General features: G+C 71.3%; 22 protein-coding genes. 13 read left to right on the top strand and 9 right to left on the bottom strand.

Annotation, left to right across the window (positions count from 1 at the left end; translation table 11 throughout):
- The first annotated feature begins 105 nt into the window (after positions 1–105).
- Positions 106–1,122 carry a putative FMN-dependent luciferase-like monooxygenase gene (locus ABMQ42_RS04425; RefSeq protein ID WP_349721648.1) on the top strand — a complete coding sequence of 339 codons (1,017 nt, stop codon included), beginning with the start codon at positions 106–108 and terminating at the stop codon, positions 1,120–1,122.
- Between the two features lie 32 nt (positions 1,123–1,154).
- Here ABMQ42_RS04425 and ABMQ42_RS04420 read toward each other — a convergent pair whose 3' ends face one another.
- The gene (locus tag ABMQ42_RS04420; RefSeq protein ID WP_349721647.1) at positions 1,155–1,493 is read right to left on the bottom strand and encodes a histone-like nucleoid-structuring protein Lsr2; all 339 of its coding nucleotides are present in this window, start codon (positions 1,491–1,493) and stop codon (positions 1,155–1,157) included.
- Positions 1,494–1,526: 33 nt separating this feature from the next.
- A complete protein-coding gene (locus ABMQ42_RS04415; RefSeq protein WP_349721646.1) occupies positions 1,527–2,375 on the bottom strand; it encodes a LuxR C-terminal-related transcriptional regulator in 849 nt (282 codons plus the stop codon).
- 139 nt (positions 2,376–2,514) lie between these two features.
- On the opposite strand from ABMQ42_RS04415, the gene ABMQ42_RS04410 reads away from it, so the two are divergent.
- Together ABMQ42_RS04410 and ABMQ42_RS04405 are read left to right on the top strand one after the other, a co-directional pair.
- A complete protein-coding gene (locus ABMQ42_RS04410; RefSeq protein WP_349721645.1) occupies positions 2,515–2,868 on the top strand; it encodes a DUF485 domain-containing protein in 354 nt (117 codons plus the stop codon).
- An 8-nt stretch (positions 2,869–2,876) separates the two neighbouring features.
- The gene (locus ABMQ42_RS04405) at positions 2,877–4,490 is read left to right on the top strand and encodes a monocarboxylic acid transporter (protein WP_349722075.1); all 1,614 of its coding nucleotides are present in this window, start codon (positions 2,877–2,879) and stop codon (positions 4,488–4,490) included.
- Positions 4,491–4,537: 47 nt separating this feature from the next.
- Here ABMQ42_RS04405 and ABMQ42_RS04400 read toward each other — a convergent pair whose 3' ends face one another.
- Entirely contained in the window at positions 4,538–5,056 is a 519-nt protein-coding gene (locus ABMQ42_RS04400; protein ID WP_349721644.1) for a methylated-DNA--[protein]-cysteine S-methyltransferase, read from the bottom strand.
- 205 nt (positions 5,057–5,261) lie between these two features.
- On the opposite strand from ABMQ42_RS04400, the gene ABMQ42_RS04395 reads away from it, so the two are divergent.
- Both ABMQ42_RS04395 and ABMQ42_RS04390 read left to right on the top strand, forming a co-directional pair.
- Complete coding sequence (locus ABMQ42_RS04395) at positions 5,262–8,966, top strand: AAA family ATPase (protein ID WP_502884612.1); 3,705 nt, start codon at positions 5,262–5,264, stop codon at positions 8,964–8,966.
- A complete protein-coding gene (locus tag ABMQ42_RS04390; protein ID WP_349721643.1) occupies positions 8,956–9,138 on the top strand; it encodes a hypothetical protein in 183 nt (60 codons plus the stop codon). The genes ABMQ42_RS04395 and ABMQ42_RS04390 overlap by 11 nt, the downstream gene beginning before the upstream one ends.
- On the opposite strand, the gene mscL is transcribed toward ABMQ42_RS04390, so the two are convergent.
- The 3 genes from mscL to ABMQ42_RS04375 are packed head-to-tail and all read right to left on the bottom strand — an operon-like array spanning position 9,135 to position 10,462.
- Positions 9,135–9,545, bottom strand: a complete 411-nt coding sequence (gene mscL / locus ABMQ42_RS04385) for a large conductance mechanosensitive channel protein MscL (RefSeq protein WP_349721642.1) — start codon at positions 9,543–9,545, stop codon at positions 9,135–9,137. The two genes, ABMQ42_RS04390 and mscL, sit on opposite strands and share 4 nt — an antisense overlap.
- Before the next feature lie 35 nt (positions 9,546–9,580).
- A complete protein-coding gene (locus ABMQ42_RS04380) occupies positions 9,581–9,853 on the bottom strand; it encodes an FmdB family zinc ribbon protein (RefSeq protein ID WP_349721641.1) in 273 nt (90 codons plus the stop codon).
- A 12-nt stretch (positions 9,854–9,865) separates the two neighbouring features.
- Positions 9,866–10,462 (bottom strand): 5-formyltetrahydrofolate cyclo-ligase, encoded by a 597-nt coding sequence (locus ABMQ42_RS04375; protein ID WP_349721640.1) that lies wholly within the window; start codon positions 10,460–10,462, stop codon positions 9,866–9,868.
- A gap of 33 nt (positions 10,463–10,495) precedes the next feature.
- Here ABMQ42_RS04375 and galU point away from each other — a divergent pair, with 33 nt between their 5' ends.
- The 3 genes from galU to ABMQ42_RS04360 all read left to right on the top strand — a co-directional run bounded on the left by galU (position 10,496) and on the right by ABMQ42_RS04360 (position 13,083).
- Positions 10,496–11,380 carry a UTP--glucose-1-phosphate uridylyltransferase GalU gene (gene galU, locus ABMQ42_RS04370; RefSeq protein WP_349721639.1) on the top strand — a complete coding sequence of 295 codons (885 nt, stop codon included), beginning with the start codon at positions 10,496–10,498 and terminating at the stop codon, positions 11,378–11,380.
- Positions 11,381–11,398: 18 nt separating this feature from the next.
- Complete coding sequence (locus ABMQ42_RS04365) at positions 11,399–12,028, top strand: GNAT family N-acetyltransferase (protein WP_349721638.1); 630 nt, start codon at positions 11,399–11,401, stop codon at positions 12,026–12,028.
- A gap of 74 nt (positions 12,029–12,102) precedes the next feature.
- Positions 12,103–13,083 (top strand): large exoprotein, encoded by a 981-nt coding sequence (locus ABMQ42_RS04360; RefSeq protein ID WP_349721637.1) that lies wholly within the window; start codon positions 12,103–12,105, stop codon positions 13,081–13,083.
- 6 nt (positions 13,084–13,089) lie between these two features.
- Here the strand turns inward: ABMQ42_RS04360 and ABMQ42_RS04355 are convergent, their stop codons facing one another.
- Genes ABMQ42_RS04355 through ABMQ42_RS04345 form a run of 3 tightly spaced genes read right to left on the bottom strand, consistent with a single transcriptional unit; the run spans position 13,090 to position 16,053 of the window.
- Entirely contained in the window at positions 13,090–13,971 is an 882-nt protein-coding gene (locus tag ABMQ42_RS04355; RefSeq protein ID WP_349721636.1) for an aminoglycoside phosphotransferase family protein, read from the bottom strand.
- Positions 13,972–13,996: 25 nt separating this feature from the next.
- Positions 13,997–14,620 (bottom strand): pyroglutamyl-peptidase I, encoded by a 624-nt coding sequence (locus ABMQ42_RS04350; RefSeq protein ID WP_349721635.1) that lies wholly within the window; start codon positions 14,618–14,620, stop codon positions 13,997–13,999.
- Positions 14,617–16,053: an RNB domain-containing ribonuclease gene (locus ABMQ42_RS04345; RefSeq protein WP_349721634.1), complete on the bottom strand. Its 1,437-nt coding sequence runs from the start codon at positions 16,051–16,053 to the stop codon at positions 14,617–14,619. The genes ABMQ42_RS04350 and ABMQ42_RS04345 overlap by 4 nt, the downstream gene beginning before the upstream one ends.
- A gap of 72 nt (positions 16,054–16,125) precedes the next feature.
- Here ABMQ42_RS04345 and ABMQ42_RS04340 point away from each other — a divergent pair, with 72 nt between their 5' ends.
- The 5 genes from ABMQ42_RS04340 (at position 16,126) to ABMQ42_RS04320 (ending at position 22,194) form a co-directional block, all read left to right on the top strand.
- Positions 16,126–17,886 (top strand): proline--tRNA ligase, encoded by a 1,761-nt coding sequence (locus ABMQ42_RS04340; protein WP_349721633.1) that lies wholly within the window; start codon positions 16,126–16,128, stop codon positions 17,884–17,886.
- Between the two features lie 28 nt (positions 17,887–17,914).
- Positions 17,915–18,964, top strand: a complete 1,050-nt coding sequence (locus ABMQ42_RS04335; protein ID WP_349721632.1) for an LOG family protein — start codon at positions 17,915–17,917, stop codon at positions 18,962–18,964.
- A gap of 49 nt (positions 18,965–19,013) precedes the next feature.
- Positions 19,014–20,846 (top strand): lipase family protein, encoded by a 1,833-nt coding sequence (locus ABMQ42_RS04330; RefSeq protein ID WP_349721631.1) that lies wholly within the window; start codon positions 19,014–19,016, stop codon positions 20,844–20,846.
- Between the two features lie 97 nt (positions 20,847–20,943).
- Positions 20,944–21,933 (top strand): transcription termination factor NusA, encoded by a 990-nt coding sequence (gene nusA / locus ABMQ42_RS04325; RefSeq protein ID WP_349721630.1) that lies wholly within the window; start codon positions 20,944–20,946, stop codon positions 21,931–21,933.
- Positions 21,934–21,942: 9 nt separating this feature from the next.
- Positions 21,943–22,194, top strand: a complete 252-nt coding sequence (locus ABMQ42_RS04320) for a YlxR family protein (RefSeq protein WP_349721629.1) — start codon at positions 21,943–21,945, stop codon at positions 22,192–22,194.
- Positions 22,195–22,254: the final 60 nt, after the last annotated feature.

Raw genomic sequence — 22,254 nt, 5'->3', positions numbered from 1 at the left:
ACGGCCGGGCGTCACAAAGCGTCACCGGATGTCACACGTGGTCACCCGCACACCGTGGCGCGGTCGGGCGCTCTAGCGTCGGAACACGTCGAACAGGAGTCCGTCATGCCCCGATCAGTCCGCCCGCGACTCGGTTTCTTCACCCGTGTGCTCGAAGAGGCCACCGCCGCGGACCGCTTCCGCTTCGCCGTGGAGCAGATCGTCGCCGCGGAGCGCGCCGGCTTCGACACGGCGTGGGTCGCGCAGCATCACTTCGACCGGGAGGAGGGCGGGCTTCCCTCGCCGTTCGTGCTGCTCGCCTACGCCAGCGCCTACACCGAGCGCATCATCCTCGGCACGGGCGTCGTCGCGCTGCCGCTGGAGGATCCGCTGCGGGTCGCGGAAGATGCCGCGGTGCTGACCCGCCTCTCGGGCGGCCGGTTCGAGCTGGGACTCGGCAGCGGTCAGCCCGACGCGTCGTTCGCGGCATTCGGGAAGGATGCCGCGGCCCGGCATGCCGGGTATGCCGCGCACCTGCGCCGGCTGTCGGACGCGCTGGCGGGCCGGCCGCTCACCGACGAGGGCGCGGCGCTCTATCCGCCCGCTCCCGAGCTCGGTGCCGCGCTGTGGGAGGCGACGTTCTCGCCGGAGGGCGGCGCCCGGATCGGGGCGGCCGGGCACGGGCTGATGCTCGCGCGCACGCAGCCGCACGCGGGGAAGGTGCTTTCCGACGTGCAGACGCCGATCGTGCGCGCCTACCTCGACGCCCTGCCGTCGCACGCCGTGCCGCGTGTGTTCGCCTCGCGCACGGTGTTCGCGACCGACGACCGCATCACCGCCCGCGCCCTCGCCGAGCGCGCGCTGGAACGGGCGGCGCCGATCGCGGCGCGGGCGGGCGTGGTGCTGCCCGAGGGTGCCTCCACGGCAGAGGCACTGGCGGTCCTGGACGTGCACGTGGGGACCCCGAGCGAACTCGTTCAGACGCTCGGCGCCGACGCCATCCTCAGCCAGGCCAGCGACATCGTCTTCCAGGCGCACCCGGTGGACCCGCCGCACGAACTGGTGCTGCGGTCGATCCAGCTCATCGCGAACGAGATCGCGCCGGCGCTGGGCTGGCAGCGCAGCAGGTTCGCCGCAGCCTGATCAGTGCGCTGCGAGGCCGGTGCGGCGCGAGGTCAGTGCGCCGCGTCGTAGGCGTCGAGCACGGTGGCCGGCACCCGACCGCGGTCGGAGACCTGGTGTCCGTTGTCGCGCGCCCATGCGCGCACGGCGGCCAGGTCGCGGCGGCCCGCCGAGGGCTTCGCCGCGGCACGGCGCCCACGGGTGCCCGAGACCGCACGCGCCGCCGAGACGTAGGGCGCGAGCGTCGCACGCAGTGCATCGGCGTTCGCGTCGGTGAGGTCGATCTCGAAACCGACCCCGTCGAGCGAGAAGAGCACGGTCTGACCCTGTCCGGGTTCGAGGACGGTTCCGTCGATGTCGTCGACGAGCTGATGCACGATTTTGCGAGCCATGAATTCAGCCTAATTCATGGCTTTCTCTTTTCGCTAAGGGAGAATTCCGGCGCGCCGTGCTTTCGTCACCGCGGAATGGCGGGTCGAGGCATCCAATTTCGACATCGCGGAGGCGAGATATGACTTCACCGTCGTCTCCTTCAAGCCCAGCGCCACGGCGATCTCGGCGTTCGTGGAGCCCAATGCGGCACAGGCGAGCACGTCGGTCTCGCGGGGGGAGAGGGCCGTGTTCACCCCGCTTTCGGAATCGGTGATGGATGCCGATGCGAGCCTTTCCTGCAGGCGCGTCAATCTCTCTCGAATTCCGGAATCATGCACATCGGCGGCGATGCGCCGCAATTCGGCATATGCCTCGCGCAGCTGTTCGCGGGCCACCGCCGACATGGCGTCGGCGGCGGGCTCGACGCGTGCGCGCGACAGGCGGCGCTCCACCTCATCGCGGATCCGCAGCTCGTCCGCCACCTCGTCGGCCACCGCGACCGCCGGACGCGCGGCGACCTCGGCCACGGGGGCCTGCCCCCACGAGCCGCAGTACAGCACGCCCCGGGGCGTGCCCGACACGACGACCGGGACGGCGAACAGCGTCGCGATGCCCTCGCCGAGCACCATCCGGTCGTAGTCGTGGGTGATGCTCTTGGCGGTGCGGTAGTCCAGGGCGAGGCGCGGGCGCGTCTCGAGCACGGCACGCCCGCCGAGTCCGCGCCCCGACTCGACGATGAGCGCCTCGAGGTGCCGGGTACGAGCGCCGGCGACGGCGCTCACGTGGACGGCGCCGTCTCGCAGCATCCCCCCGAACGCGACCGGGAACCGCGTGCGCCGCGTCAGATCTGAGACGGCGTGCGCGATCAGTTCCGCGTCGGAGTCCACCGTGGACGCTCTCACGCACTACCTACTTCCGGGGGTGACGGGGGCGGGCGCATTTTTCGTAGCGTCAACCCTACTACCCGCCTGTCGCCGGATGACAGGCGAAAGCAGTCGCGGCGCATCGGTGCGCCGCAACGTCATGAGGCAAGGAGGCCCCGTGTCTGAATCCACTGCCGATATCGCCGAGACCGGAGATATCGACTACGTCGCCGTTCAGGAGTCGGCGCCGTTCCGAGAATTGAAGAAGACGCAGCGCAGCTTCGTCTTCCCCTTGTCGGTGGCATTCCTGATCTGGTATTTCATCTACGTTCTGCTGTCGTCGTTCGCATCGGACTTCATGGCGCAGAAGGTGTGGGGCGACATCACCGTCGGTCTGCTGTTCGGACTCGGCCAATTCGTCACCACATTCGCGATCACCACCTGGTACGTGTCATATGCGAATCGCAAGCTCGACCCGAAGGCCGTGGCCATTCGCGAAGAGCTCGAGGCCGCTGAGGAGGCTGCGAAATGACCGGTGGAATGTCGTCCCTCGCCGTTTTCGCGGCGGAGACCACGAAAGTCGACAACAATCCGATCCTGAACATGACGATCTTCGCGCTGTTCGTGGCGGTGACGCTGTTCATCGTGGTCCGCGCCAGTCGCAACAACAAGACGGCCGCCGACTACTACGCGGCCGGGCGCTCGTTCACCGGGCCCCAGAACGGCTTCGCGATCTCCGGCGACTACCTGTCGGCGGCGTCGTTCCTGGGCATCTGCGGCGCCATCGCCGTGAACGGCTATGACGGGTTCCTCTACTCGATCGGGTTCCTCGTCGCCTGGCTCGTCGCACTGCTGCTGGTGGCCGAGCTCATGCGCAACACCGGCAAGTTCACGATGGCCGACGTGCTGTCGTTCCGGCTCAAGCAGCGCCCGGTGCGCATGGCGGCCGCGATCACGACGCTCGTCGTGTGCCTCTTCTACCTGCTGGCGCAGATGGCCGGCGCCGGAGGGCTCGTCTCGCTGCTGCTGGGCATCGATGGTCAGGTCGGCCAGTCGGTGGTCATCGCGGTCGTCGGCGTGCTGATGATCATCTACGTGCTCGTCGGCGGTATGAAGGGCACCACCTGGGTGCAGATCGTGAAGGCGGGCCTGCTGATCATCGGCGCCGTCGTCATGACGGTCTGGGTGCTGGCGCTGCACGGCTTCAGCATCAACGAGCTGCTCGCGCAGGCCGCGGCGGGCTCGCCGGCGGGTGACAAGGTGCTCGGCCCCGGCCTGCAGTACGGCGCCAACCCGTGGGACTTCATCTCCCTCGCGCTCGCCCTGGTGCTCGGCACCGCCGGCCTGCCGCATGTGCTGATGCGCTTCTACACGGTGCCCACGGCCAAGGAGGCCCGCCGTTCGGTGGTGTGGGCGATCTGGCTCATCGGCATCTTCTACCTGCTCACCCTCGTGCTCGGCTACGGCGCGGGCGCGCTGGTCGGGCCCGAGGCCATCAAGGCGGCGCCCGGCGGCGTCAACTCGGCGGCGCCGCTGCTGGCCGCGCACCTGGGCGGTCCCGTGCTGCTCGGCATCATCTCGGCGGTCGCGTTCGCGACGATCCTCGCGGTGGTGGCGGGCCTGACGATCACGGCGGCCGCGTCGTTCTCGCACGACATCTACGCCAGTGTGATCAAGAAGGGTAAGGCCGCCCCCGGCAGTGAGGTCAAGGTCGCCCGCCGCACCGTCGTCGTCATCGGCGTGCTCGCGATCATCGGCGGCGTCGGCGTGCAGCACCAGAACGTCGCGTTCCTGGTGGCACTGGCCTTCGCCGTGGCGGCGTCGGCCAACCTGCCGACGATCCTCTACTCGCTGTTCTGGAAGAACTTCACCACGCGCGGCGCGGTGTGGAGCATGTACGGCGGCCTGGCCTCCGCGCTGATCCTCATCTTCCTGTCTCCGGTGTTCTGGGGCGGCGAGACGAGCGTGTTCGCGAACGTCGGCACGGCCATCTGGCCGCTGAACAACCCGGGCATCGTCTCGATCCCGATCGGCTTCGCGCTCGGCTGGCTGGGCTCGGTCCTCTCCAAGAAGGACGAGGACCCGGAACGCGCCGCCGAGATGGAGGTGCGCTCGCTCACCGGATTCGGTGCGGAGAAGCCGACCGTCCACTGAGTCGACGCCACGTCGTCGATCTCGGATCGACACGGGCCGCGGGCGGCCTACTCGCCCGCGGCCCGTTCGTGTTCCAGCAGCCAGCGCTTGACCTCGGCGCGACCGCCGTAGCCCCCGATCGATCCGTCGGCGCGCACCACGCGGTGCACCGGCACCACGATCGAGAACGGGGTGCGCGCGCAGGCGTTGCCGACGGCCCGTGCCGCGCGGGGGATGCCGGCCATCGCCGCGACCTCGCCGTATCCGGCGGTCTGTGCGTAGGGGATGCGGCATACGGCCTCGAGCGCGTCGCGGGAGAAACCGTGCACCAGGCGCCAGTCCAGCGACAGGTCGAACGTCTCGCGGCGACCCTCGAAGTACTCGTCGAGCTGCCGGCGCACGGTGTCGGCGCCGCCGTCGTCGCGGCCGGGCACGCTGCGCAGCGGACCGGTGAGGGAGGACAGCTGCTCGTCGATGTCGCGCTCGCTGCCGTGCAGCACGTGCACGGTCACCAGGCCCGCGGCGGTCGACACCAGCAGCACATCGCCCACGGGGGAAGGATGAACGGTGAAGGTGGCTTCGGTCATTCCTCCATCCTGGCCACGCGCGACGGCTGTGGGGAGACGGGGCGGCGGATCGGTGGAGAACTCGCCGCGCACCCCCGCCTGGGGAGGAACCGCCGATCACCACGGCGTGTCTCGGCCGCAATAGCGCGAAACTCGCGACCAGATGCCGCTCGGCCCGGCCTCGGCCGCTTAGGGTGTTCGTGTGTGGCGAGGTGAGGGACGTGCGGTGGCCGGCACGGATGACGACGTGGCCCCGACGCCGGTGACCCCGGCTTCCCTCAGGCTCGCAGAGCCGGGGGTGACGGTCATGCATTTCGCGGAGCCGGAGCGGGAGCGCATCCGTGCGCAGGCCGCACGCCTGGGCGGGCGGTCGACCCTCGTCCATTTCGCGGAGGGCCGCGATCCCCTCATCGAGATCTCCAAGGCTCATCCGGGCAGCCTGCCGCAGTTCATCACGGGGCGCTCCACGCTGCTGTCGAACCTCTTCCGCGACGAGGTCGCGCTGCGCACGGCGAGGCTCGCCGCCGCCCAGATCGCGTCGAAGAGCGTCGAGCTGCGCACCTCCCGCGGCTTGGACGCCGTCCGGTTCGCGATGGGCCTGGCCGACTGGGAGATCGACGGGGAGCGCTTCACCGCGCCCGTCCTGCTGCGCCCGACCGCCATCCGCCGGCATCACACCGACTTCGAGCTCAAGCTGCACGGCGTGTTCACCGTCAACCCCGAGCTGGTCCGGCAGCTGCGCGACCGGTTCGGCGTCGAGATCGACGGCGCCCAGCTGGCGTCGATGGCCACCTCGGGCGGCGTGTTCAAGCCGCAGCCGGTCATCGACCATCTGCGTCTGCTGACCGCCCACATCCCCTCGTTCAGCGTGCGTCCGCGCCTGGTGATCTCGACGTTCGCCGACGTCGGCGCACGGCAGGCCCGCGATCTGCGGCGTCTCGACAACCCGATGCTGAACGCGCTCGCCGGGCACGAGGACGACCGTGCGCTCCTGTCGCTGCGCCGGGACGCCCCGGCGGTCACCGATCCCGATGAGCGGCCCCCGGCATCCGACACCTTCCTCCTCGATGCGGACGCCGAACAGGAGCACGTGCTCGCCCGCATCGTGGACGGGCAGTCGCTCGTCGTGCACACGCTGCCCGGCACCGGCGGCACGCAGACCGTCATCAACGCGCTGGGCGCGCTCATCGACGACGGCAAGCGGGTGCTCGTGGTCAGCGCCCGGCGCTCGACCCTCGAGGGCGTGCGCCACCGCCTGTCGGGCATCGGCCTCGACGGGCTCGCGGCGTCGCCGGCGCACCTGCGCCGCGACCTCATCCGGGCGATCGGCCGCAACGAGAAGGCGACGGCGCCCAAGAACGCCGAGGTCGACGATGCACTGCTGCGACTGCGCGCGGTGCTCCGCGACTACCGCGGCGCGCTGACCGCCGTGCGCCCCGAACTGGGCGTCTCTGCGCTCGACATCGCGCGCGAGCTGACGGCTCTGGCGGCGGTGAACGAGCCGCCGACGACCCGTGCGCGGTTCGACGCCGCGACGCTGCAGCGGCTGAAGGACTCGCGGCGCGACGCCGCCGACAAGCTCGTCGCCGCGGCGCAGCTGGGCGAGTTCCGGTTCGGGCCCGACGACTCGCCCTGGTACGGGGTGACGTTCCGGACGACGGATGCCGCACGCGACGCGCATGCGCTGGCCCGCACTCTGCACCGCGAAGACGTGCCCACTCTGCTCGAGCGCGGCTACGAGCTGGTCGCGCAGACGCGGATGCGGCCGTTTCGCACGATCGCCGAGCTCGGCGCCTACCTGCGTCTGCTGCAGGGCGTGCGCGACTCCCTCGACCGCTTCAGCGCCACCGTGTTCGAGCGTCCGCTGACCGAGCTCATCCAGGCTCACGCGCCCCGGCGCGATGCCCCGAACCTGAAGGGGGCGGATCGGCGCCGGCTGCGCCGGCTCGCCCGCGAGTACGTGCGCCCGGGCGTGCACGTCACCGACATGCACGACGCCCTGGTGCGCATCCAACGGCAGCGCAGCGAGTGGGAGTCGTTCGCCGATCAGGCCGTCGCCGGCCCCGAGGTGCCCGTGGGCATCGGCGAGGTCACCGCGCTCTGGGAGCGCACGCAGGCAGGCCTCGAGCGACTCGACGAGATCCTCGGCCGCACCGAGCCCCTGGCCTCGCAGCCGGTGCAGAGTCTCATCCGCGAGCTCGGCGGGCTCGCGGCCGACTCGGCCTATTTCGAGAACCTCGTCGAGCGCGCCACGCTGCGCACCGAGCTCGCCGAGAAGGGGCTCGAACCGCTGCTGCTCGAACTCAGCGTGCGCCACGTGCCCGAAGAGCGCGTGCGCGCCGAACTGGAGTTCGCCTGGTGGCAGTCGGCGCTCGAGCACCTGCTGCGCACCGATCGCGCGCTGCTCGGCGCGAACACGAGCGTCGTCGACCGCCTCGAGCGCGACTTCCGTCTCGTCGACGAGGCGCACGTGGCGGCATCCGGTCCGCTCCTGGCCGCGCGCCTGGCCGCCCAGTGGCGGATCGGCCTCGTCGACCACGCCGATGAGGCCGAACGGCTCAAGCGCGCGCTCAAGGCCGGTGAGATCACCCCGGCGGGGCTGACGACGATCGCGCCCGCGCTCGCCGAGACCCTGGCCCCCGCCTGGATCGCGTCTCCGTATGAGGTGTCGCAGATCCCCGACGACCTCACCTTCGACACCGTGCTGATTGCCGACGCGGGCGCGGTGAACCTCGCCGAGGCGGCGCCGGCGCTGCGCCGGGCCCGCCAGGTCGTGGCGTTCGGCGACCCGGTCACGCAGCAGCCGACGCCGTTCCGGGTCGCGGCCGGCCGGGTCCCCGTCGACCAGGACGTCGACGACGAGGCCGACCCGTTCGACACGGTGAGCGTCTTCGAGCGCCTCGCCGAGCTCGTGCCGGTCGAGACGCTCACCCGCAGCTATCGCGCCGGCGGAGAAGACCTCGCCGAGCTGGTCAACGACGCGTTCTACGGCGGCGAGCTCGTCTCGGTGCCGTGGGCGGGGTCGTACCTCGGACGGGGGAGCCTGGCCGTCGACTACGTCGAGGGCGGCATGGGCGTGCCCGACCCGCAGACGGGGGCGGTGGAGAGCCCCGACGCCGAGGTCGCCCGGGTGGTCACCCTCGTCGTCGAGCACGCCGTCAACCGCGGCGGCGAATCGCTCATGGTCGTCACCGCGAGCGCCCGGCATGCCGAGCGGGTGCGGGCTGCGGTGGATGCCGCGTTCGCCGGTCGTGCGGACGTCGCCGACTTCCTCTCCCGCGACACCGCGGAGCCCTTCGCCGTACTCACGCTCGAAGAGTCGGTGGCCGAGAGCCGCGACCGCGTCGTGTTCTCACTCGGCTTCGGCCTGACCCGCCACGGGCGGGTCCTCACCGACTTCGGCGACCTGTCCACGCCCGACGGCGAACGGCTGCTCACGGTCGGCATGACGCGTGCGCGCCGGTCGATGGTCATCGTCTCGTGCATCCGCCCGTCGGCGTTCGACGAGGGACGCCTCGAGCACGGGGCATCCACCCTCATGACGGTGCTGGGCGGCATCGCCGCCCGCGCACGCGAAGCGCGCCTCGAAGACCTCGCCGACCCGCTCACCCTGGCACTGGCGCGCGAGCTGCGGCGCCTGGGCGTCTCGGTCGACGTGCACTACCGCGGACGCCTGCCCCTCGTCGCGCAGTACAACGGCAAGGCCGTGGTCGCCGAGTCCGATCCGGAGGCCGCATCGGGATCCCTGCGCGAGGCGCTGCGGCTGCGGCCGCAGGTGCTGCGCAGGCTCGGGTGGCACTATGTGCGGGTGCACTCGTTCGACCTCTACAGCGACCCGGCGGCGGTCGCCACGCGCATCGCGGGCATCCTCGGGGTCGACCCCGAGACGCCGCGCGCCGATGCCGAGACCCAGCCCATCGATGTCGACTGACGATCCGCGCGAGCGGCAGCGCGTCGTGCGCCTGCCGGGCTCGCGCCGCGCCCGCTTGACGCCGGCACCGGGTACACGCGAAGAACCGGTCCCGGCTGACGAGGAGGACCTCGAGGCCGAGACCGGTCCGAATGACGAGCGGATGCGGCGCGAGAAGCCGCCGCACTACTAGCTCTTCTGCTTCTCCAGCAGGTCGCGGATCTGCACCAGCAGCTCCTGCTCGCTGGGCAGCGTCTCGGGCTCTTCGACGCCGGCGGCGAGCTTGGCCGCGCGGTGCTCCTTGTACCGGTTCATCGGGTACACGAACACGAAGTAGACGATGATCGCGATGGCGAGGAAGTTGATGACCGCACCGACGAGGCCGCCCAGCGGGAAGTCGACCTCCTGGCCGTAGATCCCGTGAACCGTCCAGACCACGTGGTCAAGGCTCTTCGCGTTGAAGAACAGCGCGATGATCGGGTTGACGATGCTGTTCACCAGGGCGGTGATGATGGCGCTGAAGGCAGCGCCGATGACGACCGCGACGGCCAGGTCGATCACATTGCCTTGCGCGATGAATTCTCTGAAGCCCTTGATCATGTCGGTCCCCCCGAATGTCCGCCGGCTTCCGCCGGTCACGAGCCCGCGGGTGCGGGGGAGGCTTTTGTCTCCGAAGACGATGATGTCGAAGACGGCGACGATGCGCCACCCGAATCGCCGGACGACGTCTTCTTGCGCGAGTCGGTGCGGTAGAAGCCCGAGCCGTTGAACGTGACGCCGATCGACCCGTACTGCTTGCGCAGGGGGCCGCCGCACTCTGGGCATTCGGTCAGCGACGGGTCGGCGAACGACTGGACCGCGTCGAAGCGGTGACCGCAGTTCTTGCAGGCGTATGCGTAGGTGGGCATTGTTCTCCGGATTCAGCGTTCCTCGGATGCGAGGGTGATGGTGCGCGTGGGGGTCACCACGCCGGTGACGGGCTGATCGTGCAGATCGCGCGGCACCTCGTCGAGCAGCTCGGTGTCGTAGATCACGGCGTACACCGGCGGGCAGTTCTGGATCGAGCCGAGCGTCTTGTCGAAATAGCCGCGGCCCCAGCCCAGGCGCATGCCGGTGCGGTCGACGGCCGCCGCCGGGATGATCATCAGGTCGACGTCGTTCACCGCGATGGGGCCGAGCAGCTCGCCGACCGGCTCGGGAATGCCCAGCACGCCCTCGGTGACGTCGGCGTCGGGGTCGGCGACGACCCAGTCGAGCAGGCCGTCGACGCGCGTGATGGGGAGGAGGACCCGGATGCCGCGGGCCACCGCCGCATTCAGGAACGGCCGGGTCTCGGGCTCGGCCCGCGTCGACAGATAGCACGAGACCGAACGGGCGCCGAAACGGTCGACGAGGGCCTCGAGCTGCGCCGCGAGGCCGGCCGCGGCATCCTTCCTCGTCGCATCCGTGAGCAGTTCGCGCCGCTCACGCAGCTCGGCGCGCAGTGCGCGCTTCGCGTCGTCGATCCGGTCCGCCATGCACCCGATTCTACGGTCGCTAACATGAGAGCCATGTCACACAAGCCTTTCAAGGCCGTCATCCCCGCCGCGGGGCTGGGCACGCGCTTCCTTCCCGCGACCAAGGCGATGCCCAAGGAGATGCTGCCGGTCGTCGACAAGCCCGCGATCCAGTACGTGGTCGAAGAAGCGGTGGCCAGCGGCATCGACGACGTGCTGATCATCGTCGGACGCAACAAGAACAACATCGCGAACCACTTCGACTCGGTCCCCGAGCTCGAGGAGACCCTCAAGCGCAAGGGCGACGCGGCCAAGCTCGCCAAGGTGCAGGAGTCCAGTGAGCTCGCCGACATCCACATCCTGCGACAGGGCGAGCCGCGCGGGCTCGGCCACGCGGTCGGACGTGCGAAGGCGCACGTGGGCGACCACCCGTTCGCGGTGCTGCTGGGCGATGACCTCATCGACGAGCGCGACCCGCTGCTGCCCAAGATGCTCGGCGAGTACGACAAGCGCGGCGCCACGGTCATCGCGCTGATGGAGGTCGACCCGGCACAGATCCACCTGTACGGCGCCGCCGCCGTCGAGCCCACCGACGACCCCGACGTCGTGCGGGTGACGGGCCTCGTCGAGAAGCCCGCCGCCGAGGACGCCCCCTCGAACCTCGCCGTGATCGGCCGTTACGTGCTCTCGCCGGAGGTCTTCGAGATCCTCGAGCGCACCGAGCCGGGCAAGGGCGGCGAGATCCAGCTCACCGATGCGCTGCAGGAGCTCGCCGGCGACGCCGATGCCGGCGTGTACGGCGTCGTGTTCCGCGGGCGTCGCTATGACACCGGCGATAAGGTGGACTACATCAAGGCCATCCTTCAGCTGGCCGTGGACCGAGAGGACCTCGGGTCGGAGCTCCGGCCCTGGGTCAAGGAGTTCGCACAGTCGCTGTGAGCGGTCGGGAGGAGCGACGTGGACCTCACTGATCCGCAGCGTCATGGGCCGGTGTCGATCCGGCTGATCCGCCAGAAGGACGCGCGCGTGCTGCAGCAGGAGCTGCTGAGCAACCGCGCCTGGTTGCGCCCGTGGGAGGCCACGAGCCCCGACGGGCCGGTGTCGCTGGACATGCGTCTGGGCATCCGCCGGCTGCTGCAGCAGTACCGCGACGGCAGCGGCGTCCCGTTCGTCATGGAGTGGCAGGGCGAGGTGGCCGGGCAGCTCAACGTGTGGGGGATCTCGCGGGGCTCGCTCGCATCGGCGACGATCGGATACTGGGTCAGCGAACGGTTCGCGGGCCGCGACATCACGCCGACCGCGGTGGCCCTCGCGACCGACATCTGCTTCCGCGAGCTGCGGCTGCACCGCATGGAGATCTGCATCCGTCCCGAGAACAAGGCGAGCCTGCGCGTCGTCGAGAAGCTCGGATTCCGCTACGAGGGTCTGCGTCGGCGGTTCATCCACATCGACGGGGACTGGCGCGACCACTACGCGTTCGCGCTGACCCGAGAGGACGTCCCCGAGGGCGTGCTGGGTCGGTGGGTGGCCGGGCGGGCGCCGCAGGATGCGGCATCCATCCCTCCGGCCGACCGCCTGTCCGCCTAGCCTCGGTGCGGCCGCGTGCCCGACACGCGACCGGGTGCGGGGCAACCGGCGCACCGTCGCTTACCGTGGTCTGCATGGGTGGGCAGGTGTTGGGCGGGGGGATCATCGTCCTGGTGGCGGTGGTGCTGTGGCTGGTCTATCTGCTGCCGAGCTGGTACAGCCGGCATCAGTACGACGCCGCGCAGCGCAATGCCGTGCGGCTGAATCAAGCGCTGCGGGTGCTCGCGGAGACGAGCGAGACGCCCGACGAAGTGCGGGTGGAGCTGAACGCCCGCACCGCGCTCGCGCAGCAGAAGCTCGCGCGCAAGGCGCAGGCCGAGCGCGAAGAGCTCGCCCGCAAGGCGCAGACCGAGCGCGACGAGATCGAGCGGCGCACGCTCGCCGAGCGTGAACAGGCCGAGCTCGCGCGCAGCCGCGCGCAGCTCGAGCAGGCGCGTGTCGACCGTGAGCGCGCCGATGCCGAGCGGGCCGCGGCCGAGCGGCGCGCGCGTGCCGAGATCGCCGCGGCGCGCCGCCTTCCCGCCGCACGGCGGGCACGTGCGCGGCGCCGCATGCGGCTGAGCGTGACGGTGACGGGATGCCTCGGCCTCGCCCTGACCGGATGGGGTGTGTTCCTGCTGCTCGCGGGTGCCACCGCGGCGCCGGTGTGGGCCGGGGGCGCGGTGGTCGTGGTGTGCGCGCTGCTGCTCGTGCAGATGGCCCGCGTCGGTGCCCGTGCGGCTGCGCGCCCGATGCCGGCGGCGGTGCCGGTGCAGACCCGCCGTGCCGCGCAGGAGCCGCAGGACATCTCCCTCGTCGACGAACGGGCCTGGCAGCCGCGTGAGCTGCCGCGGCCGCTCACCGCGTCACAGGGGTCGCGGGCTGCGGCGGTGCTGGCCGCGGCGGCCGAGCGCGAGCAGCTGCGTCAGGCCGCGATCGACGGGCCGCTCGTCGAGCGGGCCGAGCAGCAGCGCCCGGCGGCGATCGACTCCGCGCGGCTGGCGCGCATGGGCCGGGTCGACGACGCCGAGATCGAGGCGCACGTGCGTGCGCTGCTGGCCAGCCGCGCCGGCTGAGGCGGCTCAGTCGTCCGCCAGCACCTGACCCAGCGCGAAGCGCCCGAGCGCCGCGAGCTCGGGGTGGTCGTCGCTGGCCGTCAACAGTGATGAGGTCATGCGCGCGGCCCAGGCGCGCGCGCGGGCCCAGAGCGCGGCATCCGTCGCCGCGCCCGCGCTGTAGCGGGCGATGAACGCCGCCCGTCCGGCGGGCCCGAACGTCAGCCAGGCCGTGGCGAGGTCGGTCGCGGGGTCTCCCGCGGTCACGTCGCCGAAGTCGATGAGCGCGCGCAGGCCGGTCTCGTCGGAGAGCATGTTCAGTGGGTGCGGGTCGCCGTGGACCCAGAGCGCGGGGCCGGGATGCCGCGGTGCGGCGGCGTCCGTCTCGTACCGCGTGCGCAGCCGGCCGGTCGCATCGGCGCTGTCGATGCGCGCCCGGGTGATGGCCGCGCGCTCGGCCAGCGGCTCGCCCCGCACGGGGTTGCGCGGTGCGTCGGCGTCGGCGGGCGTGTGCAGCGCGACGAGCACATCGGCCAGTGCGGTCGCCCACCGATCCCGCTCGGCGGCGGTCTGCCGGAACGCCGGGGCGCCCGGCAGCCACGGCACCACGGACCACGACCAGGGGAAGAAGTCCGTCGCCCGTCCCACCCGCACCGGCAGGGGCACCGCCACCGGCAGCCGCGGAGCCAGCCGTGGCAGCACGAGCTGCTCGTGCTCGACGAGGACGGCGGCCGCCTGCCGGCGCGGCAGCCGCACCGCCAGGTCGTCGCCCAGGCGGGCCATGACGTTGTCCCACCCGTTCGCCGCGATCGACAGGGGGAGTCCGGCGAGGTCGGGGTGCTGCGCCCGCAGCAGACGCTCGACGAGCCCGAGCGTCACGTCGACCTCGGCGGCGGGCATTCGGGCCATCAGGCCAGCGTAGCGAGGCGCACGCTCAGTGCACGGCCCCGCCGGGTGTCGCTTCGTCGTCGTGCACGTCCAGCGCGGTGCGCGCGGCGATGACGAACGCGCGTGCGAGGTCGGCCACCGGCAGCTCGGGCTCGTCGTGCGGCGCCTGGCCGGTTCCCCAGGGCACGTGGATGAACCCGGCGCGCCTGCCGGCGTCGACCGCGTTCGAGAAGACGTGGTTGCACACGTAGGTGCCCGCCGACAACGAGAGCGACGAGGGGATGCCGGCAGCGGCGACGGCGCGTGCGATCGCCTTCACCGGCACGGTCGCGAACCACGCCGGGGGTCCGCCGGGCACACACGGCGCATCCACGGGCTGCGCGCCGGCGTTGTCGGGGATGCTCGCGTCGATGAGGTTGACGGCGACGCGCTCGATGCTCACGGTCGAGCGGCCGCTGGCAAGACCCGTGGCGAGTACGACATCGGGGTCGTGCTCGGCGATCAGCGCGCGCAGGCGCACACCGGCGTCCGCGAACGTCACCGGCAGCACCGCGGTGACCAGCGTCTCCGGCCCGTCCCACAGCTCGGCGGCGAGCCGCACGGCGTCGCCCGACGGGTTCACCGGATCGTCGGCGAACGGTTCGAACCCGGTCAGCAGCACGCCGCTCATGCCGGCACCAGGTCGATCTCGCCCGTGGCGATGTCGGCCCGCTGCAGCCGCAGCTGCACGGTCGCGCCGGCCGCGGCATCCAGCGCCGGCACCTTCACCGACACCAGCGGCCCCGTCAGCTGCACGCGCGCCCCGTCACCGCGGTGGCCGAGCACGACGCCCGTGAACACGCGGTTCTCGTGGCCGGTGAGCACGGCCGCCTCGACGCGGTCGACGGTCGCGTTCTCGAGTCGCGACGCGCGCTGGCCCGCCCGGCCCATGAGCTTCGGAAGCTCGTGCAGGCTCTCGCGGGCCCAGACGGGCACGTCGCGACCGTTCGCCAGTGCCTCGCAGACCACGAGCGACCACCGGTCGACGAGTCGGCGCAGGGGAGCGGTCGTGTGCGCGTAGGGGGCCGCGATGGCCGACTGCACGGTGTCGTCGGGCACCTGTCCGTCGAACGCGGTGTAGCCGGCGCCGCGGAAGAGGCTCGCCGCGGCATCCTGCACCGCCAGGGTCTTCGCGTCGTCGCCGCTCAGTCCGCGCAGATACTCTCCGTAGCCGATGTCCTCGGGCCAGGGCAGTCCGAGCGCCACGGTCTGCGCGCGGAACGCCGCGACGTCTTCGGGGTCGGCCGCGGGCATCGTGCGCAGGATGCCGACGCCGCCGTCGAGCATGATGCGCGCCGCCTCCATGCCCGTCAGCAGCGAGACGTGCGCGTTCCAGTCCTCGACCGGCAGCGTGCGGCGCCGCTCGAGGCGGTACGTGCCGTCGACGGGCGTGACCTCGACCTCGGGGGAGTTCAGGCTCGCACCGCCGCGCTCGCGCTCGCGCTCGGAGCGCTGCTGCCCGAACCACGGCAGGTTCTTCAGCGATTCGGGGGCCGAGCCGTCGTCGATCGCGCGCTGCGCGTCGGGGTAGGTCCACTGCCGGCGGGAGCGCACCACGGCGCGCCGCAGCGAGGTCGCCACGGGCTCGGCGCGCTCGTCGAGCTCGAACCGCCAGACGAATGCGCGGCGGTCCTGGCCCTCGAGCAGCGAGGCCGCGCCCTCGCTGAGGACGGGCGGGTGAAGCGGGATGCGCCCGTCCACCGCATACAGGGTCTCGCCGCGGTCACGCGCCTCGGCGTCGATCGCGCCGGTCGGGCGGACGAACGCCGGAACATCCGCGATGGCGTAGTGCAGGATGCCGCCGGTCGCCGTCCGCTGCAGGTGCAGGGCCTGGTCGAGATCGCGGGACCCTTCGGGGTCGATGGTGAGGAATTCGACGTCGCGCAGGTCGAAGAGCGCGTCGCCGGGCGCCGCGCGCACGTCGCGCGCAGCGGCATCGGCCTCGGCCAGCACGTCCGGCGCGAAGCCGTCGGGCAGCTCGAGCTCGGCGCGCAGCGCCGCGAGAGAGGCGGCCAGGGCGTCCCCGGCCGCAGCGGAGGTCAGATGTGGTCGACGGCCGGGCACGTCGTCAGTGTACGGGGCGCGCCCCAGAGTGGGGCGGGACCCGCGGCATCCACCCCTCTAGACTGGGGGATCGTGGTCACCCGTCTCTCGAAGTTCTTCGTCCGCACCCTGAGGGAAGACCCCGCTGACGCGGAGGTCACCAGTCACAAGCTGCTCGTGCGCGCCGGCTACATCCGGCGGCAGGCGGCCGGCGTGTTCGCCTGGCTGCCGCTCGGCCTGCGCGTGAAGGCGAAGATCGAGAAGGTCATCCGCGAGGAGATGGAGGCCGCGGGCGCCCAGGAGGTGCACTTCCCGGCGCTCATGCCCCGCGATCCGTACGAGGCGACCGGCCGGTGGGACGAGTACGGCGACCTGCTGTTCCGCCTGCAGGACCGCAAGGGCGGCGACTATCTGCTCGCCCCCACGCACGAAGAGGCCTTCACTCTGCTCGTGAAGGACCTGTACTCGTCGTACAAGGACCTTCCGCTGACGATCTACCAGATCCAGGACAAGTACCGCGACGAGGCCCGTCCCCGCGCCGGCCTCCTGCGCGGCCGCGAGTTCACCATGAAGGACGCCTACTCGTTCGACCACACCGACGAGGGGCTCGACGTCTCGTACTTCACCCAGCGCGACGCGTACGAGCGCATCTTCCAGCGCCTGGGGCTGGAGTACGTGATCGTGAAGGCCGATGCCGGGGCCATGGGCGGCTCGCGCAGTGAGGAGTTCCTGCACCCGACCGCCGTCGGCGAAGACACCTTCGTCCGCTCCGACGGCGGCTATGCCGCCAACGTCGAGGCGTTCACGACCGTGGTGCCCGAGGCCCTGCCGTTCGACGACGCGCCGGCCGCCGAGATCTTCGACTCGCCGAACACGCCCACCATCGAGACGCTCGTCGCGCACAGCAACGCCGTTCTCGACGGCGAGTACACCGCCGCCGACACGCTGAAGAACGTCGTGCTCGCGCTCACCCACCTCGACGGAACCCGCGAGCTGGTGATCGTCGGCATCCCCGGCGACCGCGACGTGGACGACAAGCGCGCCGAGGTGGCCTTCGCACCCGCCGAGGTCGAGGCGGCGACCCCCGAGGACTTCGCGAAGCACCCGGGACTGGTCAAGGGCTACATCGGGCCGTGGTCCGAGGCCGGCCCCGTCCTGGGCGAGGAGTCGACGACGGGCATCCGGTACCTGCTCGACCCCCGCGTGGTCGACGGCACCCGCTGGATCACCGGCGCCAACATCGACCAGAAGCACGTGCACTCGCTCGTGGCCGGCCGCGACTTCGCCGGCGACGGCTTCGTCGAGGTGGCCAGCGTCCGCGACGGCGATCCGGCCCCCGACGGCTCGGGCCCCGTGCATCTGGCGCGCGGCATGGAGATCGGGCACGTGTTCCAGCTCGGGCGCAAGTACGCCGAGGCGCTGGGGCTGAAGGTGCTCGACGAGAACGGCAAGCAGGTCACCGTCACGATGGGCTCGTACGGCATCGGCGTGACCCGCATCCTCGCGATCATCGCCGAGCTGAACAACGACGACCGCGGGCTCGTCTGGCCCGCCTCGGTCGCGCCGTTCGACGTGCACGTGGTCGCCACGGGCAAGGACGCTGCGGCCTTCGAGCTCGCCGAGAAGCTCTCGGCCCAGCTCGAGGGCGCGGGCTTCGACGTGCTCTACGACGACCGCGCCAAGACCTCGCCGGGTGTGAAGTTCGGCGACGCCGAGCTGATCGGCGTGCCGCGCGTGCTGGTGGCCGGCCGGGGAGCCGCCGCAGGCGAGGTCGAACTGTGGAACCGCCGGACCGGTGAGCGCGAGACGCTGCCGGCCGCCGACGCGGTCGCCCGGCTCGTCGAGGAGCGCTGACCGGCTCTGCGCATGCGAAGGTGGAGGCATGGCTGATTCCTCCACGAACATGCTGCCGGGTGAGGTCACCGAGGCGCTGCGGCAGGCGATGGATGCCGCGGGCATCGACGAGCACGAAGACCTGGTCGCCCGGATCCTCGCCACCGGTGTGGGTCTGGGCATGGACGACACCGACCGGCTCGATCTGAAGATCACCTCGGCCGCGCTCACCGAGATGCGCTCGGCGTTCTCGCTGTTCGCGCCCTATGGCGCGGTGCCGAAGGTGACGGTGTTCGGGTCGGCGCGCACGAAGCCCGACGACCCGCTGTACCGGCAGGCACGCCGTGCCGCGCACATCCTCTCGGAGCACGGCTGGATGGTGGTCACCGGTGCAGGCCCCGGGATCATGCAGGCCGGGACCGAGGGCGCCGGCGCAGACCGGTCGATCGGCGTGTCGATCCGGCTGCCGTTCGAGGAGAAGCCCAACGCCCTGCTGGCCGACAGCGAGAACGTCGTGTCGATGAAGTACTTCTTCACCCGCAAGCTCATGCTCATGAAGGAGTCGCACGGCTTCATCTGCCTGCCCGGCGGGTTCGGGACGATGGATGAGATGTTCGAGCTGCTCACTCTGCAGCAGACCGGCAAGGCCGAGCCGATGCCGATCGTGCTGCTCGACGAGCCCGGCGGCACGTTCTGGGGCGGTCTGCGCCGTTTCGTCGACCAGCACCTGGTGCCGGCCGGCGTCATCAACGCGGACGACTTCGACCGCGTGCTGGTGACCGACTCGGTGCGGGCCGCCATCGACCACATCCTGGGGTTCTGGCGCAACTACGACTCGCTGCGGTGGGTGCGCGAGCGGCTCGTGCTGCGCATCCGCACGGCGCCCACCGATGCGCAGCTGATCGAGCTCAACGAGCGCTTCGCGCACCGGCTCACGCAGGGCGAGATCGAGCGCAGCGGCCCGCTGCGCGACGAGCAGCACGACGGCGACCGGCTCGAGCTGCCGCGCCTGGTGATGCACTACAACCCGTTCGAGGTCGGCGACCTGTATCGGCTCATCGGGGCGGTGAACGACTGGGTCGACGACGACGCCGCGTGACGATCGCGCACTCGGCGGCCGCCCGGCGGGGCCGACCTATCATGGCACGATGACGGATCGCGGCACTCGGCGGTGGAGCGCCCTGCCCGGCCTCGTCTCGCAGGCGCCGCCCCGGGCGATGATCGTCGTGGGGGCCGTGGTGACGGTTCTCGGCGTGCTCACCGTCTCGCGCCCGCTGACCTCGCTCGTGCTGCTCGGCGTGTACGTCGGCGCCAGCGCGGTCATCTCCGGAGTGGTCGAGCTCATCTCCCGGCACCGGTCGCCCGCGTGGTGGACGCGCATCTTCGCCATCGTGTGGATCGTCGCCGGCATCCTCGTGCTGGTCTGGCTCGGCTCGAGCCTGAACGTGCTGCCGACCGTGCTGGCGATCCTGCTGCTGCTGAGCGGCATCGCCTCGATCGGCGACGCCCTGATCCCGAGCCGGTCGGGGGAGCGTGTCCGCGTCAGCCAGCGGGTGCTGTCGGCGGCCTGGGGCGGCGCGCAGGTGGTGTTCGGCATCCTGTCGCTGACCTGGCCGGATGTCACGGTCCTGGTGGTCGCCGTCGTGTTCGGCGTGCGCACCCTGGTGTTCGGCGCGTCCCTGCTCGCGCGCGGCGTCGTGCTGCTGCGCAGCCGCCCCGACCGTGGGGGACGACCGCTGCCCGCGCGCCGTCCGCGGCCCCGGCTGGCCGACGCCGGACGCTACGTGCTCGCTCTTCTGCTGGTGGTCACCACGGCCGGGGGATGGTTCCTCAACGGCTGGCTCGAAGACGGCGCACCGGTCGTCGACGCGTTCTACGATCCGCCGGCGACGCTGCCGTCGGGGCACGGCGAGCTCATCCGCACCGCACCGTACGGCGGCACGATCCCGCCGGGTGCGACCGTCACGCGCATCCTGTACTCGACGACCGACGCGCACGGCCAGACAGTCGCCGCCAGCGCACTGGTGATCGTCCCGGAGGAGGAGATCCAGCTCACACCGCACCCGGTGGTGCTCTGGAACCACGGCACCACGGGCGTCGCGCGCGGGTGCGCACCGAGCCTCACCGACAACGCCGCCACGAAGTGGGCGATCCCGGGGCTCGACCGGGCGCTCGCGCACGGATGGATGGTCGTGGCACCCGACTACGCCGGGCAGGGCACCCCCGGGGTGTTCCCCTATCTCATCGGGCAGGGTGAGGGGCGGTCCGCGCTGGACGCGGTGGTGGCCGCCGAGAAGCTGCCGCATGTCTGGGCGTCCGACGACGTCGTCGTGTGGGGGCACTCGCAGGGCGGGCATGCGGCGCTGTGGGCCAGTCGTCTCGCGAAGAAGTACACGCCCGATCTGAACGTCCTGGGCACGGCCGCGCTGGCGCCCGCCGGAGACCCGCTCGCCCTGGCCCGCGACCTGACCGCCGGTTTCGCCAGCCCCGAGCTGACGGTCCTCACAGCCTGGGTGCTGGTGCCCTACTCGGAGACGTACCCCGACGTGCGCCTGGCCGACTATGTCTCGCCGGGCACCCGCGCCATCGTCCGCGAGCTGGCGCAGCGATGCCCGAGCGAGCCGGCGCTGATGGTGTCGGTGCTGGCGGCGCTGGGCATCTCCGAGCACCAGACGCTGTACATCGGCGACCTGACCGCCGGAAACCTCGGTCGCCGGCTCGGTGAGAACACGGCCATGGGCACCTGGCCGGCGCCGCTGCTGATCCAGTGGGGGGCCGATGACGAGGTCATCCCGACCAGCCAGCAGGTCGCCTACGTCACGCGGCTGTGCAAGGCCGGCAACGACGTCGAATGGGTGGAGTATCCGGTGACCCACCATCAGGACATCCTGCAGCCGGGCTCGCAGGCGATCTCGAAGCTCCTCGACTGGACCGGCGGGCTGTTCGCCCATCGTGCGGCGCCGACCTCGCGCTGCGCCTGACCGGCGTCCTCACAGAATGGGCGGACGCGGCATCCGGTAACGTTGTAGGGATGTCGGCGCGTGTGCGCGCCTGCGAAAGCTGAAGAGGGAGGCCGCGATGGATATCGACCTGGGACTGCTGAGAACGGTCGAGCGGGAGAAGGAGATCCCCTTCGACGAGCTCGTGCACATCATCGAGCAGGCGATCCTGACCGCCTATGCCAAGCACACGTCGGCGACCGGCACGCTGCCGGAGGGGACGCGCGCCCAGCTCGACCGCAAGACCGGCCACGTCGCCGTCTACGTGCCCCTGCTCGATGACGACGGTGCTGTCATCGGCGAAGAGGAGAGCACTCCCGAGGACTTCGGCCGGATCGCGGCGTTCGCGGCCAAGCAGGTCATCAGCCAGCGGCTGCGCGACATCGCCGATGACGCGGTGCTCGGCGAGTTCCGCGGCAAGGAGGGCGACATCGTCGCCGGTGTCGTGCAGCAGGGCCCGAACCCGCGCATGGTGCACGTCGACCTCGGCACCGTCGAGGCGATCCTCCCGCCCGAGGAGCAGGTGCCCGGCGAGGACTACGCGCACGGCGCCCGCCTGCGCGTGTACGTGACCAGCGTGTCGAAGGGCACGAAGGGCCCGTCGATCACCGTCTCGCGCACGCACCCGGGCCTCGTCCGCAAGCTGTTCGCGCTGGAGGTCCCCGAGATCGCGAGCGGCGTCGTCGAGATCGTGTCGCTCGCGCGCGAGGCCGGGCACCGCACGAAGATCGCGGTGAAGGCCAACGACCCGGCGGTGAACGCGAAGGGCGCGTGCATCGGCGAGCTGGGGCGGCGCGTGCGCGCGGTCACCGACGAGCTGGGCGGCGAGAAGATCGACATCGTCGACTACGACCCCGAGCTCGCGAAGTTCGTGGCGAACGCGCTGTCGCCCGCGAAGGTGACATCGAGTTTCGTGCTGGATGCCACGACCAAGGCCGTTCGGGCGCTCGTGCCCGACTACCAGCTGTCGCTGGCGATCGGCAAGGAAGGGCAGAACGCGCGGCTCGCCGCGAAGCTGACCGGCGCGAAGATCGACATCCAGCCGGACTCGATTCTCGAAGGCGCGTGACAGGGTAAGATGGACCCCGTACGAACGTGCGTCGGGTGCCGTCGGCGTTCCCCCCGGTCCTCTCTCTTGCGAGTGGTGGCCATCGACTCCCACCTTGTCCTTGACGAGCGTGCGTCGATGCCCGGGCGGGGCGCCTGGGTCCACGACACGGGTGAATGCCTGCAGGCCGCAGTGCGGCGACGGGCGTTCGTACGCGCATTGCGTGTGTCAGGTCCGCTTGACACGCAGACCATCGAAGAGCATCTGCAGCGAAAAGGCTGAACGGCTATGGAAACAAAGTGAACGGCTCGAAATGAGACCCGTCCGCGACTAACGGTCTGC

The sequence above is a fragment of the Microbacterium sp. KR10-403 genome (genome assembly GCF_040196215.1).
GTDB lineage: Bacteria > Actinomycetota > Actinomycetes > Actinomycetales > Microbacteriaceae > Microbacterium.
The sequence above is the reverse complement of the archived record's forward strand: the minus strand, read 5'-3'. Positions and strand labels throughout refer to the sequence as shown.

What these genes read in the sequence shown, in the direction of transcription:
- ABMQ42_RS04425 (WP_349721648.1), top strand. Translation starts at nt 106, where the DNA reads ATGCCCCGATCAGTCCGCCCGCGACTCGGTTTCTTCACCCGTGTGCTC.
- ABMQ42_RS04420 (WP_349721647.1), bottom strand. Translation starts at nt 1,493, where the DNA reads ATGGCTCGCAAAATCGTGCATCAGCTCGTCGACGACATCGACGGAACC.
- ABMQ42_RS04405 (WP_349722075.1), top strand. Translation starts at nt 2,877, where the DNA reads ATGTCGTCCCTCGCCGTTTTCGCGGCGGAGACCACGAAAGTCGACAAC.
- ABMQ42_RS04400 (WP_349721644.1), bottom strand. Translation starts at nt 5,056, where the DNA reads ATGACCGAAGCCACCTTCACCGTTCATCCTTCCCCCGTGGGCGATGTG.
- ABMQ42_RS04390 (WP_349721643.1), top strand. Translation starts at nt 8,956, where the DNA reads ATGTCGACTGACGATCCGCGCGAGCGGCAGCGCGTCGTGCGCCTGCCG.
- mscL (WP_349721642.1), bottom strand. Translation starts at nt 9,545, where the DNA reads ATGATCAAGGGCTTCAGAGAATTCATCGCGCAAGGCAATGTGATCGAC.
- ABMQ42_RS04380 (WP_349721641.1), bottom strand. Translation starts at nt 9,853, where the DNA reads ATGCCCACCTACGCATACGCCTGCAAGAACTGCGGTCACCGCTTCGAC.
- ABMQ42_RS04375 (WP_349721640.1), bottom strand. Translation starts at nt 10,462, where the DNA reads ATGGCGGACCGGATCGACGACGCGAAGCGCGCACTGCGCGCCGAGCTG.
- galU (WP_349721639.1), top strand. Translation starts at nt 10,496, where the DNA reads ATGTCACACAAGCCTTTCAAGGCCGTCATCCCCGCCGCGGGGCTGGGC.
- ABMQ42_RS04360 (WP_349721637.1), top strand. Translation starts at nt 12,103, where the DNA reads ATGGGTGGGCAGGTGTTGGGCGGGGGGATCATCGTCCTGGTGGCGGTG.
- ABMQ42_RS04355 (WP_349721636.1), bottom strand. Translation starts at nt 13,971, where the DNA reads ATGGCCCGAATGCCCGCCGCCGAGGTCGACGTGACGCTCGGGCTCGTC.
- ABMQ42_RS04350 (WP_349721635.1), bottom strand. Translation starts at nt 14,620, where the DNA reads ATGAGCGGCGTGCTGCTGACCGGGTTCGAACCGTTCGCCGACGATCCG.
- ABMQ42_RS04335 (WP_349721632.1), top strand. Translation starts at nt 17,915, where the DNA reads ATGGCTGATTCCTCCACGAACATGCTGCCGGGTGAGGTCACCGAGGCG.
- ABMQ42_RS04330 (WP_349721631.1), top strand. Translation starts at nt 19,014, where the DNA reads ATGACGGATCGCGGCACTCGGCGGTGGAGCGCCCTGCCCGGCCTCGTC.
- nusA (WP_349721630.1), top strand. Translation starts at nt 20,944, where the DNA reads ATGGATATCGACCTGGGACTGCTGAGAACGGTCGAGCGGGAGAAGGAG.
- ABMQ42_RS04320 (WP_349721629.1), top strand. Translation starts at nt 21,943, where the DNA reads ATGGACCCCGTACGAACGTGCGTCGGGTGCCGTCGGCGTTCCCCCCGG.